Here is a 13,380-nt window from a genome sequence, read left to right as displayed (position 1 = left end):
CGCCGGTTACGGCCGCCGTTTGCGGAACGACGCGCCCAGCAGCAGCACCCCGGCGAACACCGCGCCGCCCGCCAGGATCCAGCGGAAGTCGAAGGTGGGCAGCCAGCTGTTGCCGTCGGAGAGGACGTACGCGGACACCAGCAGGATGGCGATGCCGGCGATCAGGGTGAACACGTCCACCCCGCGTCGCGCCGGGCGGTGCCGCTGGTCGGAATCCGAGTAGGCGTAAGGGTTTTCAGCCACGTCGCACCTCCACATCGCCCACGCCGTTCGAGACGTGGAGGGTGATCTTCTGTCCGCCGGCACCGTCGTCGCCGAGCTCGGTGCCGGTAATGGGGGACTGGCCGACGCCGTCACCGGAGTGGCCGAGGCAGCTCACGCTGCCCGCGGTGTTCTTGCAGTCGAACGTCACGTCCGCGGTCGCGGGGACCGTGACGACGGTGTCGCCGGCGCCGTTGGACACCGTGGTGGTGATCGGGCCGGTGAGCGGCATCTGGGTCAGGTCGAGCCGCAGGTTGCCCGCCGCGTGCTGGTAGACCGGCTGCAGTTCCGCGGCCGAGCGCGGGGTGGCGGTCAGGTCGCCGACGCCGCCCTTCAGGTCGAAGCCGGTGAACGGGCTCGTGGTCAGGATCATCCCGGCGATCGCCAGCGGCGCGGCCAGCGCGATCAGGCCGCGGGAACCGCGGACGAAGGACCCCGCCACCATGCCCACGCCGAGCACACCGAGCACCAGGCCGATGATGTGCGCCACCGAGAACCAGCTGGAGCCGTTGAGGTTCAGCACCACGCCCACGCCGGCCACGATCACGGCCGCGCCCAGCGTCATCGAGCCGATCTTCGACCGCGGCTGCCGCGGCTGCGGCGCGGGCGGTTCCTCGTAGGAGGGCGGCGGGGGCGGCGGTGCCGCCGGGTCGGGCAGGTCCCAGCCCCCGGGGGAGGCCGCGAGCGGGTCCCAGTCCGGCGCGGCCGTGCCGGTCGCGGTGGTGGTGTCGGTCATCGTGAACGCTCCGGTTCCGGTCGCGGCCTGCGCCGTCGCATAAGGGACGACGGGGGCCGGGCGGTTGTACTGGCCGCGGCTGCGGTGCAGGAAGTAGAGGCCGATGGAGAGCAGCGCGAGGCCGATCAGCCCGCCGCCGTCGAACCAGCCGCCGCTGGTGCCGAACCAGCCGCCGCCGAAGGTCCAGCCGACCACCGGGATCAGGGCCACGCACAGCACCACGGTGAACGCCGTGGTCATCGACGAGCGCCCCCGCCCGATCATCGACTCGAAGCCCGACACGTCGTCGCCCTCGCTCGGGAAGAACAGCCAGCCCAGCAGGTAGAACACCAGCCCGAACCCGCCGAACACGGTCGCCGCCACCAGCGCCACCCGGATCACGACGGGATCGATCCCGTACCGCTGCCCCAGCCCCGCCGCGACCCCGGCCACCTTCCGGCCCCCATGCGGCCGCCGGGGCCTGCTGGCCCAGAAATCCTTGACGGTCTCCTCGAACCCGTTGAGCGGATTCGTCTTCGGAGCCCGCGCCTCGTTCGCACCACTCATACCGAAAAGCATGCTCGACGCGCGCGCCGGCCACATCGGGGATGGTCCCTGATGTTCGGCTCAGGGTTGGATCAGGCGCAGCCTTACCTGGTGATCCCGACCACGATTACTGTGATTCCCGCGAAGAACGCGATCAGCACCCCGCCGCGAGGAACTTGTGGCGACGAGTCCGGTCGGCCCGCAGCTCATCCTCGGTTTTCGCCACGATGAGTGCCCGCCCGACTGGGGTTTCCCGATCACCAGCGGGCCGGCGGCGTCGTGCGCCTCGCCAAGGACGTAGCGGCGCGCGTGCCCGGCCGGATGAGCCATTCCCGGTAGCGATAGCCGATGGTCGAGTCCTGGTTGCCGCCGAACATCGCCGGTACCCGGAGGCCGAACAGCTCGAACGACTGGTCGCCGCCGCGGTAGGGCTCGAACCGGTTCACCGTCTGCTCGACGGCCTCGGGCCGGGTCCCGTCCGGCGCGACCCCGATGGTCCGGCCCCGCTCGTCGATCAGCGCGTAACCCTCGTTCGAGGTGTGGTCGGCGACCTTCTCGGTGCGCTTGGCCCGGCGGCGCCGGGCGTCGCGGTACACAACGTGCTCGTACTCGCGTTCGAACTGGTAGCGGTACCACGCGAACGGCGTTTTGCTGACCTCCGCGGTCAGCGGCCCTTCGGGACGCGGGTGTGCGGCGCCGACCACCTCGGTGACCTTGCGGGACCCGCCGCGACCGCCCAGCTCATCGGAGACCCGGCGCAGGTCCTCCAGCTCGGGGAAACTCAGTGTCTCCGCGGGCGATCATCGCGTGCAGCTCGCTCTTGGTCGCCCGCAGCCCTGACGAACCCGGCCACCGCGGCGACGATCGGCAGCGCCCCCACGATCCACATCGGTCACTCCCACTCGATGGTGCCCGGCGGCTTGCTCGTCACGTCCAGCACCACGCGGTTGACCTCGGCCACCTCGTTGGTGATGCGCGTCGAGATCCGCTCCAGCACCTCGTACGGCAGGCGGGTCCAGTCGGCGGTCATGGCGTCTTCCGAGGACACCGGGCGCAGCACGATCGGGTGTCCGTAGGTCCGGCCGTCGCCCTGCACGCCGACGCTGCGCACGTCCGCCAGCAGCACCACGGGGCACTGCCAGATCTCCTGGTCCAGGCCCGCGGCCGTGAGTTCCTCGCGGGCGATGGCGTCGGCCGCCCGCAGCGTTTCGAGCCTTGAGGCGTCGACCGCGCCGATGATCCGGATGCCGAGACCGGGGCCGGGGAACGGCTGGCGCTGCACGATCGTCTCCGGCAGGCCCAGCTCCAGGCCCACGCGCCGCACCTCGTCCTTGAACAGCAGGCGCAGCGGTTCGACCAGCTCGAACTGCAGGTCGTCGGGCAGGCCGCCGACGTTGTGGTGGCTCTTGATGTTCGCCGTGCCCTCGCCGCCGCCGGACTCGACCACGTCCGGGTACAGCGTGCCCTGCACGAGGAACTTGAAGTCGCCCTGCGCCTTGAGGTCGCGCTCCGCCTGCTCGAACACACGGATGAACTCGCGCCCGATGATCTTGCGCTTCTGCTCGGGGTCGGTGACCCCGGCGAGCGCGTCGAGGAACCGGTCGCGCGCGTCCACGGTGACGAGCTTGACGCCCGTGGCGTTGACGAAGTCGCGCTCCACCTGCGTCCGCTCGCCGGCCCGCAGCAGGCCGTGGTCGACGAACACACAGGTCAGCCGGTCGCCGATCGCGCGCTGCACCAGCGCCGCGGCGACGGCCGAGTCCACCCCGCCGGAAAGGCCGCAGATCGCCCGCCCGTCGCCCACCTGCTCAGCGATCCGCCGGACCTGTTCGTCCACAATGGACGTCGTGGTCCACTGCGGGCTGATGCCCGCGATCTCGCGCAGGAACCGGCGCAGCACCTCCTGCCCGTGCGGCGAGTGCGCCACCTCCGGGTGGTACTGCACGCCGGCGAAGCGCCGCTCGACGTCCTCGAAGCCGGCCACCGCCGCGCCGTCGGAGGAAGCGGTGACCACGGAGCCCTCGGGCGCCTTGGTGACGCTGTCGTTGTGGCTCATCCACGCCGTCTGGTGCGCGGGCAGGCCGGTGTGGAGCACCCCGCCCTCACCGACCATCCGCACGTCGGTGCGGCCGAACTCGCGGACGCCGGTGGGCTCCACGACCCCGCCCAGCGCCCGCGCGAGCAGTTGGTGGCCGTAGCAGATGCCGAGGATCGGCACGCCGGCCTCGACGAGCGCAGGGTCCATGCCGGGCGCGCCCTCGGCGTAGACGCTCGACGGGCCGCCGGACAGGATGATCGCGGACGGGTTCTTGGCCAGCAGCTCCTGGGCGGTCGCGCTCGACGGCACGACCTCGGAGTAGACCTGGGCCTCCCGCACGCGGCGGGCGATCAGCTGCGCGTACTGCGCCCCGAAGTCCATGACGAGTACCGGACCGGTGGGACTGGGCACCTAAGACCTCCAGGCGGTGAGCGCTTTGTCCCCCCATCGTCCCAGGTGGGCCCGGTCACGCCGCCGCTGCCCCATGAACGAGGACGCGAGCTGTCCTTGATCGGGCCTACGGTGCCCGCATGGCTATCGATTGGACCACCGAACTGCACGAACAGCTCGACTGGCACTGGTCTAACCACGTGCGCCCGCACCTGGACGGGCTGACCGACGAGGAGTACCTGTGGCAGCCCGTCGACGGCTGCTGGACCGTGCGCCCGCGGACGGGACCGGACGAGTGGGGCTCCGCGGATTTCACCATCGACTACACCGACCCCGCGCCGGAGCCGCCCCCGGTGACGACGATCGCCTGGCGGATGGCCCACATCACCGTCGGGGTGTTCGGCATGCGCGCGGCCTCGCACTTCGGCGGCCCGCCGATGACCTACGGCTCGTACCCGTACGCCGGGACCGCGGCCGAGGGCGTCAAGCAGCTCGACGACGCCTACGCCTCCTGGAGCTCCGGCGTCCGCGGCCTGGACGCCGACGCACTGGAGCGCCCGGTCGGACCGGCGGAGGGCCCGTACGCGGAATCGCCGATGGCCATGCTGGTCCTGCACATCAACCGCGAGGCGATCCACCACGGCGCGGAGATCCTGCTGCTGCGCGACCTCTACCGCAACCGGCCGGTCCGCTGACGTAATCACTGAGGTGAAAAAGGCGGTCCGGCCCGCTCGCCCCCTCGGCGAACGGGCCGGACCGCCCTACCCCCGTCATCACCCTTGGTCCGTCAAGGCCTCCTTACCCGCGTCCGACGCGGTCAAGGAGGCCTTGACGGACGCCTTCGGCAGGAGCAGGAAGCCCAGCGCCATCCCCAGCAGCGCCGGCATCCCGTGGTTGTCGTGCAGCAGCGTGTCGAGCACCGCGAGCGGAAGCACCAGCAGCGACGCGACGAAGACCGGCCTCGGCAGTTCCACCCCGTGCCGCGCCGGCGCCCGCAGCAGCGCGACGGCGAGCGCCCCGATCAGCCCCGCGACGCACATCGAGTTCCCTGCCCCGACCGGCTGCAGCCAGACGTAGCTCAAGAACTGCCCGAACAGGCCGCAGCCGAAATACAGGACAAACCACCGCGTCCGGCCGAAATAACGCTCGGCCAGCGTGCCGGCCACGACCAGGGCGACCAGGTTGAACAGCCCGCCGAGCAGCTTGCCGTCCTGGAAGAACATGCCGGTGACCAGCCGCCACCACTGGCCGGCGTCGATGGCTGCGCCGTCGCGGCGAAACTGGTCGAGCAACGCGGGGTGCACCAGCTGGGCGATGAGCGCCACGGCGGTGACCACGGCAACGGTCACGGTGAGCACCGGCTTGCGCTGCGTGCCGATGCGGTCGAAGACGGCCACGAACGGGTTCTCGTGCCAGCGCGATGTCGCCGATGTGTTCATGCTCGGAACGGTAGGTCCGGCCGCCGCGACATACCCCGGACATTTGTCATCACTCGCCCACGGCATGCGTCACGTGGAATGAATCGCGGCCGGATCGACTAACAAGAGGGTGAAGCCGAACCACGGAAAGGACCTTCATGCGAGCGACTCTCATCTACGGTGCCGGCGATGTCCGCGTGGAGACGGTGCCCGACCCGAAGCTGGTCGAGCCGACGGACGCCGTGGTCCGCGTGGTCCGGTCCTGCATCTGCGGCAGCGACCTCTGGCCGTACGGCAGCATGCCGGCGCAGGAGCAGGGCCGGCCGATCGGCCACGAGTTCCTCGGCGTCGTCGAGGAAACCGGCGCGGACGTGACGAGCGTGCGCAAGGGTGACCTCGTCGTCGCGCCGTTCAAGTACTCCGACAACACCTGTGAGTTCTGCCAGGAGGGCCTGCAGACCTCGTGCCTGAACGGCGGTAACTGGGGCGAGCCCGGCGTTGACGGCGGGCAGGGCGAGATCGTGCGCGTGCCGCTGGCCGACGGCACGCTCGTGCAGCTGCCGCACACCGAGGACGACGATCTGCTGGCGTCGATGCTCACGCTCTCGGACGTCTTCTCCACCGGCCACCACGCCGCCGTCACCGCGGGTGTGACCAAGGGCAAGACCGTCACGGTGATCGGCGACGGCGCCGTTGGCCTGTCCGCGGTCCTGGCCGCGCACCGGCTGGGCGCCGAGCGGATCGTCCTCATGGGACGGCACGAGCAGCGCACCGCGCTGGGCCGCGAGTTCGGCGCGACGGACGTGGTCGCCGAGCGCGGCGAGGAGGGCATCGCGCTGGTCCGCGAGCTGACCGGCGGCCGCGGCACGCACACCGTGCTGGAGTGCGTCGGCACGAAGCCGGCGTTCGAGATGGGCCTCGGCGTGGTGCGCCCGGGCGGCGCGCTGAGCCGCGTCGGCGTGCCGCAGTACGCCGACGGCCCGATCGGCCGCCCGGTCTTCGTCAACAACATCACCATCACCGGCGGCGTCGCCCCGGCGCGGCAGTACATCCCGGAGCTGCTGCCCGACGTCCTGGAGGGCCGCTACCAGCCCGGCCGCGTCTTCGACCGCACCATCGGCCTGTCCGAGGTGCCCGCGGGCTACCGCGCGATGGCCGACCGCGAGGCGCTGAAGGTGCTCGTCAAGCCGTGACGCCGCCGTCCGGGGCGACGCGCTCGTTGCCCCGGACGGGTGGGGGTCCGCCCGGCCGGGCCCCGGCCCGAATACCTTGGTGCGTATGGACATGATCACCCCGGACCCGCGGCCGTCGTGGATCGCCGGGCGGCCCGAACCAGGCGTCGCCACGCTGACGGTGCACCACCCGTACGACGGCAGTGAGGTCGCGACCGTCGCTGTGCCCGGACCCGAGCAGACCGAGCGCGCGGTGGCCGCCGCGGCCGGCGTGGCGAAGGAGTTCCGCCACAGCCCCGCGCACGTCCGCGCCACAGCGCTCGAACACGTCTCCCGCGGTTTGCAGGCGCGCGCCGAAGAGATCGCCGAGATCATCACCGCCGAAAACGGCAAGCCGCTGAAGTGGGCCGAAGCCGAGGTGAGCCGCGCGGTGTCGGTGTTCCGCATCGCCGCCGAGGAGGCCCGCCGCTTCACCGGCGACGTCCAGCGGCTCGACAGCGACCCGGCCGGCGACGCCCGCCTCGCGCTCACGCGGCGGGTGCCCCGCGGGCCGGTGCTGGGCATCGCGCCGTTCAACTTCCCGCTGAACCTGGTGGCGCACAAGGTGGCGCCGGCGCTGGCGGTCGGCGCGCCGATCATCGTCAAGCCCGCGCCGCGCACCCCGCTGTCCGCGCTGGTCCTCGGCGAGATCCTGGGCGAGACCGAGCTGCCCGAGGGCGCGTTCTCCGTGCTGCCGCTGGGCAACGCCGAGACGCAGGCGCTGGTCGCCGACCCCCGGCTGCCCGTGGTGTCGTTCACCGGCTCCGGCCCGGTCGGCTGGTCGATCGCGGACGCCGCGCCGCGCAAGCACGTGGTGCTGGAGCTGGGCGGCAACGCCGCGGCCGTGGTCCTGCGCGACTGGCCGGACCCCGAGGGCGCCGCGCACCGCATCGCCACCTTCGGCAACTACCAGGCCGGCCAGTCCTGCATCGCGGTGCAGCGGGTGATCGTGGACGCCGCGATCGCCGGCGAGTTCGTGCCCGCGCTGGTGGAGGCCGTCGAGGCGCAGCAGACCGGCGACCCGTACGACCGCAACACCGACGTCGGGCCGGTGGTCGACGAGGCCGCCGCCGAGCGGATCGTCGCGTGGGTCGATGAAGCGGTGGCCGCGGGCGCGAAGGTGCTCACCGGCGGCACCCGCGAAGGCGCGACGGTGGCCCCGACCCTGCTCACCGACGTCCCGCCGGAGGCGAAGGCCTGGGCCGAGGAGGTCTTCGGGCCGGTGCTCGCGGTGTCCGTTGTGGACGGTGTGGACGAGGCGTTCGCCGCCGTCAACGCCTCGGCCTACGGGCTGCAGGCCGGCGTCTTCACCAGCGACGTCCAGCTCGCCTTCCACGCCTCGGCCGAGCTGGAGGTCGGCGGCGTGATCATCGGCGACGTGCCGTCCTACCGGGCCGACCAGATGCCGTACGGCGGGGTGAAGGGCTCCGGCGTCGGCCGTGAAGGCGTGCTGTCGGCGATGAACGACTTCACCGAGGAACGCGTGACGGTCTTCACCGGGGTCGATCTCTGAGGCGTCACAAGGATTGGGCGAACTTGAACACGCCGTCCGGGTCGTAGGTCTTCGCGACCTGCCCGAGCCGGGCGGCGTTGTCCCCGTAGTACGCGGTCTTCCAGTCCGGCAGGTCCGGGTCGATGTAGTTGACGTAGCCGCCGCCCGCGCCCGCGTCGGCCAGCCCACCGACCACAGTGGACACCGACTTCGCGACGGACGAGCGGTTCCCGGCCGTCGCCGGCGCGTAGACCTGCACACTGGCCAGCGCCTTGCGGTGCCAGAACGCGGTGTCCGTCGGCGCCAGGTTCGCGACCGCGCCGCCGAGGCCGTCGATCAGCAGGTCCATGCCCTGGTGGCCGGAGGCGAGGTCGCTCACCTTCGCCCCGGCCACCGGGTCGGTGATGATCCGCGACGAAGCCACGAAGGTCTGCCGGCTGGAGCTGCCGGAGAAATACTGCATCGCGCCGGCGTAGCTCAGGGGTTTCATGGTTCGGCTCGACGGGGTGGCTTCCAGCTTGGCCAGCAGTGCCGTGAGCGCGGAGGAACTCCCGACGAACGCGCCGCCGATCCGGCACTGCACCGGCGAACCACCCGACACGACGATGTTCGACCACAGCTCGGGCGGCGTGGTCGGCAGCCACCGCTGCCAGGCGTCCAGCGTGTCGGCCGCGGCCCCGCCCGGGAAGTGCAGTGAGAAAACGGTGATGTCCGGCGCCGGATCGGTGGTGAACGTGAACGAGGTGACCACGCCGAAGTTGCCGCCACCGCCGCCGCGCAGGGCCCAGAACAGGTCCGGCTCGGTGTCGGCGTCGGCCGTGCACAGTTTGCCGTCCGCGGTCACCACCTGCGCGGCGGCGAGGTGGTCGCAGGTCAGCCCGTATTTGCGGGCCAGCACGCCGATCCCGCCGCCGAGGGTGAGCCCGGCGATGCCGACGGTCGGGCAGGAGCCGGCGGGCAGGCACCGGCCGGCCTTGGCCAGCGCCGCGTAGACGTCCGTGAGCCGCGCGCCCGCGCCGATCGTCACCCGGTCGCCCTGGACGTCCACTTGGGACAGTGCGCCGACGTCGAGCACCAGCCCGCTGTCCGGCACCGAGTAGCCCGCGTAGCTGTGGCCGCCGCTGCGCGCGGCGATCGGGAGCCGTCCCGCGGCCGCGGCGAGGCAGGCCTGCACGTCCTCGGGCTTGCCGATCTTCGCGACGGCGGCCGGGCTGTGGCCGTCGAACAGCGGGTTGAACGCGCGCTTGGCGGTGGCGAACTGGCCGTCGCCCGACAGCAGGAGATCGCCGCTGAGCTTGCTCCGCAACGCGTTCCAGTCCGGCGGCCCGGTCGGCTTGGCGCTGGTCGGCGGCGGTGACGACGGCGTGGGGCTGCTGCTCGGCGCGGCCGGCGGGCTGCTCTTGCCCGGCCCGCACGCCGCGGCCACCGCGCCGACCGCCGTCAGCCCGGCCGCCCGCAGGAACGTCCTTCTCCCCACTGAAGTCATGTAATCAATGACGTCCGGGGCACGGTGGCGGTTGCGCTCCGTCGCCTGGCCGGGTGGTGGCGGGCAGGTCAGGTGGCTGCTTTCGTCAGGTGCAGCGCCTTGCCGAGCGCCCGGGCCCGCTCAGATCAACGACCTGAGGTCCGGCACCGGTCCACTCAGCGCGGAGCCGTCGGCCCGGCCGGAAACCCAGGCCAGCAGGTCGCCGGGACGGCCGGTGACCGTGCCGCCGGAGCCGTCGCCCATCGTCCAGCTGTGGGCGCCGTCGGTGGTGGCCAGGCGGCGGGCCGGGAGGTCGCCGCCGTACATGCCGATCATGTTCTCGACGACGTCGCCGAGGAACGGGCCCAGCAACGTTGTGGACGCGGCGAAATCGTGGCCGCGGTCCAGGTCGACGAGGTGGATGGTGGTCTCCGCCAGCCGCAGCGTCACTGCGTTCGCGCCGGTGATCCGCTGGCCGAAGCGGGCGCGGACCGGGGCCGTCCAGACGCGGTCCGGCAACGCCGAAGCGAACTCCACCAGCCGCTCCCCCGAAGCGACGAAGTCGGCCAGGATCTCCGCGGTGCCGCGGGCCGCGCCGGCCTCGATGTCGTCGTCGCGGGCCGTGCCCGGGCCGTACATCGGGTGCTCGACGCCGGTTTCGGCCCAGGTCAGCAGGTTGACGACGGCATCGGCATTCCGCGCGAGGTGCGTCAGCAGGTGGGCGCGCGACCAGCCGGGCAACGCGCTAGGCGCCCGCACCGCGGCCTCGTCCAGCGCGCCGACGGCGAGCGCCCACTCGTCCTGCAGGTCCCGGATGCGGGCCACCGCCGCCGTTTCGCTCACCCGGCGATCGTAGGGCTTATCGGCGCAGCGCGGCAGGGGCGCCGGAAGGAACCGCCGGGTTCTTGGGAGCCACCGGGTCCAGCCGCGCGTACGCCGCCTCCTGCGCCGGGCGTCCATCGGCCTCGCCCTTGTTGGGCCAGAAGGAGAACGCCCGCTCGGCCTGCGCCGCGATGGTCAGCGACGGGTTCACGCCGAGGTTCGCGGTGATCGCCGATCCGTCCACAACGGACAGTCCGGGGTAGCCGAAAACGCGGTGGTACGGGTCGATCACGCCGGCCTCGGCACTGTCGCCGATCGGCACACCGCCGATGAAGTGAGCGGTGAGCGGGATGTCGAAGATCTCGCCCCAGGTGCCGCCCGCGAGCCCGCCGATGTGCTCGGCCGTGCGCTCGTTCGCCTCGTGCCCGGCCGGGATGAAGCTCGGGTTCGGCTCGCCGTGGCCCTGTTTCGAGGTGTACTTGCGCCGCCCGAACAGGCCGCGCTTGGTGTAGGTGGTGATGGAGTTGTCCAGGCTCTGCATCACCAGCAGGATCACCGTCCGCTCGCTCCAGCGGTAGCCGTTGAGCAGCTTGGCCGACTGGATCGGGTGCTTGGCCATGAAGGTGACGGCCTGGCGCCAGCGTGGCACCGGCGAGGCCCCGTCGGTCGCGATGCTCTGCAGCAGGCTCATCGCGTTGCTGCCCTTGCCGTACCGCACCGGCTCGATGTGCGTGTTCTCGTCCGGGTGGATGGACGAGGTGATGGCGACGCCGCGGCTGAAGTTCCGGCTCTCGTCGACCTCGGTGCGCGCGGCGCCGATGATGGCCTCGGAGTTCGTGCGCGTCAGCTCGCCGAGGCGGCGCGACAGCTTCGGCAGCGCGCCGGTGTCCTTCATGCGGTGCAACAGGTTCTGCGTGCCCCAGGTGCCCGCCGCGAACACCACCTGGCCGGCGGTGATCGTGGTGCGGAAGCGCTTCGAGCGGGTCCCGGTCTTCTGCAGCGTGACGTGGTAGCCGTCGCCGACCGGGCTCACGGAGGTGACCGTGGTGAGCGGGATGACCTTCGCGCCGTCCTGCTCCGCGAGGTACAGGTAGTTCTTGACCAGCGTGTTCTTCGCGCCGACGCGGCAGCCGGTCATGCAGGCGCCGCACTCGGTGCAGCCGACGCGGTCCGGGCCGGCGCCGCCGAAGAACGGGTCCTTCACGCTCTCACCGGGCTTGCCGAAGTACACGCCCACCGGCGTCGCGTGGAACGAGTCGCCGACGCCCATGTCCTCGGCGACCTTGCGCATCACCACGTCGGACGGCGTGACGGTCGGGTTCGTGACCACCCCGAGCATCCGGCTGGCCTGGTCGTAGTGCGGCGCCAGCTCCGACTCCCAGTCGGTGATGTGCGACCACTGCCGGTCGGCGTAAAACGGCTTGAGCGGGCGGTACAGCGTGTTCGCGTAGACCAGCGAACCGCCGCCGACGCCCGCGCCCGCCAGCACCATCACGTCCGAGAGCATGTGCACGCGCTGGATGCCGTAACAGCCGAGCTGCGGCGCCCAGAGGTAGCGCTTGAGGTCCCAGGAGGTCTTGGCGAACTCGTCGTCCGCGAACCGCCGCCCGGCCTCGACCACCGCGACGCGATAGCCCTTCTCGGTCAGCCGCAGCGCCGCGACGCTGCCCCCGAACCCCGAGCCCACGACTACGACGTCGTAGTCGGGGCTGCCCGTCACTGTGGTGGTGTTACTGGCAGTCACAGGTTCGAGGGTAACCCCGGGATGTCCTTCTGACCAGACGTAAGTTACCCGCGGGTCACCCCCGCCCCGCTGAGGCCCTGAAGGCCACCATGAGGGACCTAAATGCCCTCATGGTGGCCTTCAGGGCACTCGGTCGGGTCAGCGGCGCACGGTCAGCCCGACGCGCTGGAACTCCTTCAGGTCCGAGTACCCGGCCTTCGCCATCGCGCGGCGCAGGGCGCCGAACAGGTTCACCACGCCCTCGGCGTCCGAGGACGGGCCGAAGAGCAGGGTCTTCAGGTCGACCGCGTAGTCCGAGTCCGGCCCGGCGACCACGCGCGAGCGCGGCAGCGACGGGTGGGCCGCGGCGGCCGTCCAGTACAGGCCCTGGCCCGGGGCGTCACTGGCGGTGGCGAGCGGGGCGCCGAGCATCACCGCGTCCGCGCCGCAGGCGATGGCCTTCGCGATGTCGCCCGAGGTGGTCATGCCGCCGTCGGCGAGCACGTGGACGTAGCGCCCGCCCGTCTCGTCCAGGTAGTCGCGGCGCGCGGCGGCCGCGTCGACCACCGCGGTGGCCATCGGGACGCCGATGCCGAGCACGCGGTCGGTGCTGGTGACGCCCGGGGTGTAGCCGTGGCCGACGATCACGCCCGCCGCGCCGGTGCGCATCAGGTGCATGGCCGTGCGGTAGTCGCTCACGCCGCCGGCGATCACGGGCACGTCCAGCCGTCCGATGAAGTCCTTGAGGTTCAGCGGCTCGGCCTCGCGCTCGACGTGCTCGGCGGAGATGATCGTGCCCTGCACGACCAGGATCTCGACGCCCGCCGCGAGCAGGTCCGGCGTCAGCTCGGCGGCGTGCTGCGGGCTGACGCGCGCGGCGACGGTGACCCCGGACTCGCGGATGGTCTTGATGGCCTCGGTGAGCAGGTCGAGCCGGACCGGCGCCGAGTGCAGGTCCTGCAGCTCGCGCACGACCGCCGTCGGGTCCTCGCCGTCCTCGGCCGCGCGGACCAGCCGGAAGATGGCGTCCTCGACGTTCGGGTGCCGGGCCCAGAGGCCCTCGGCGTTCAGCACGCCCAGCCCGCCCAGCTCGCCGATCGCGACGGCCGTGCCCGGCGACACGATGGCGTCGGTCGGGTGCGTCACCAACGGCAGGTCGAAGCGGTAGGCGTCGATCTGCCAGGCGGTGGACACCACCGAGGACGACCGCGTCCGCCGCGACGGGACGATCTCCACGTCATCGAGGTCATACGCCCGCCGCGCGGTGCGGCCCATGCCGATCTCGACCAGTTCCCGCAC

At 71.9% G+C, this 13,380-nt stretch carries 12 protein-coding genes; 3 read left to right on the top strand and 9 right to left on the bottom strand.

The genetic code is table 11. The features are described from left to right. Positions 1-6: 6 nt before the first annotated feature. From OG371_RS19595 to guaA, 4 genes are all read right to left on the bottom strand, one after another. On the bottom strand, positions 7-258 hold the full coding sequence (locus tag OG371_RS19595) for a hypothetical protein (protein WP_442876122.1): 252 nt from the start codon (positions 256-258) through the stop codon (positions 7-9). Further along, positions 236-1,543 (bottom strand): PspC domain-containing protein, encoded by a 1,308-nt coding sequence (locus tag OG371_RS19590; protein ID WP_329071210.1) that lies wholly within the window; start codon positions 1,541-1,543, stop codon positions 236-238. Before OG371_RS19590 ends, OG371_RS19595 begins: the two co-directional genes overlap by 23 nt. Positions 1,544-1,779: 236 nt before the next feature. Then, positions 1,780-2,226 carry a GIDE domain-containing protein gene (locus OG371_RS19585; protein WP_329071208.1) on the bottom strand — a complete coding sequence of 149 codons (447 nt, stop codon included), beginning with the start codon at positions 2,224-2,226 and terminating at the stop codon, positions 1,780-1,782. Between the two features lie 188 nt (positions 2,227-2,414). Further along, positions 2,415-3,971 (bottom strand): glutamine-hydrolyzing GMP synthase, encoded by a 1,557-nt coding sequence (gene guaA, locus OG371_RS19580; protein ID WP_329071206.1) that lies wholly within the window; start codon positions 3,969-3,971, stop codon positions 2,415-2,417. 119 nt (positions 3,972-4,090) lie between these two features. Between guaA and OG371_RS19575 the strand changes: the two genes are divergently transcribed. Beyond that, complete coding sequence (locus OG371_RS19575; protein WP_329071204.1) at positions 4,091-4,645, top strand: DinB family protein; 555 nt, start codon at positions 4,091-4,093, stop codon at positions 4,643-4,645. Positions 4,646-4,723: 78 nt separating this feature from the next. Here the strand turns inward: OG371_RS19575 and OG371_RS19570 are convergent, their stop codons facing one another. Continuing rightward, a complete protein-coding gene (locus tag OG371_RS19570) occupies positions 4,724-5,389 on the bottom strand; it encodes a rhomboid family intramembrane serine protease (protein ID WP_329071203.1) in 666 nt (221 codons plus the stop codon). A gap of 137 nt (positions 5,390-5,526) precedes the next feature. Here OG371_RS19570 and OG371_RS19565 point away from each other — a divergent pair, with 137 nt between their 5' ends. Then, positions 5,527-6,561, top strand: a complete 1,035-nt coding sequence (locus OG371_RS19565; protein WP_329071201.1) for a zinc-dependent alcohol dehydrogenase family protein — start codon at positions 5,527-5,529, stop codon at positions 6,559-6,561. An 85-nt stretch (positions 6,562-6,646) separates the two neighbouring features. After that, on the top strand, positions 6,647-8,092 hold the full coding sequence (locus OG371_RS19560) for an aldehyde dehydrogenase family protein (RefSeq protein WP_329071199.1): 1,446 nt from the start codon (positions 6,647-6,649) through the stop codon (positions 8,090-8,092). Positions 8,093-8,096: 4 nt separating this feature from the next. On the opposite strand, the gene OG371_RS19555 is transcribed toward OG371_RS19560, so the two are convergent. From OG371_RS19555 to OG371_RS19540, 4 genes are all read right to left on the bottom strand, one after another. Next, a complete protein-coding gene (locus OG371_RS19555) occupies positions 8,097-9,557 on the bottom strand; it encodes an FAD-dependent oxidoreductase (protein WP_329071197.1) in 1,461 nt (486 codons plus the stop codon). Positions 9,558-9,677: 120 nt separating this feature from the next. After that, complete coding sequence (locus OG371_RS19550; RefSeq protein WP_329071195.1) at positions 9,678-10,379, bottom strand: maleylpyruvate isomerase family mycothiol-dependent enzyme; 702 nt, start codon at positions 10,377-10,379, stop codon at positions 9,678-9,680. Between the two features lie 16 nt (positions 10,380-10,395). Then, positions 10,396-12,102 (bottom strand): GMC family oxidoreductase, encoded by a 1,707-nt coding sequence (locus tag OG371_RS19545; protein ID WP_329071193.1) that lies wholly within the window; start codon positions 12,100-12,102, stop codon positions 10,396-10,398. A 138-nt stretch (positions 12,103-12,240) separates the two neighbouring features. Further along, a complete protein-coding gene (locus OG371_RS19540) occupies positions 12,241-13,380 on the bottom strand; it encodes a GuaB3 family IMP dehydrogenase-related protein (RefSeq protein WP_329071191.1) in 1,140 nt (379 codons plus the stop codon).

Origin of the sequence: Amycolatopsis sp. NBC_01480, from assembly GCF_036227205.1 — a bacterium.
In the GTDB taxonomy this organism is placed as follows: Bacteria; Actinomycetota; Actinomycetes; order Mycobacteriales; family Pseudonocardiaceae; genus Amycolatopsis.
The sequence above is the reverse complement of the archived record's forward strand: the minus strand, read 5'-3'. Positions and strand labels throughout refer to the sequence as shown.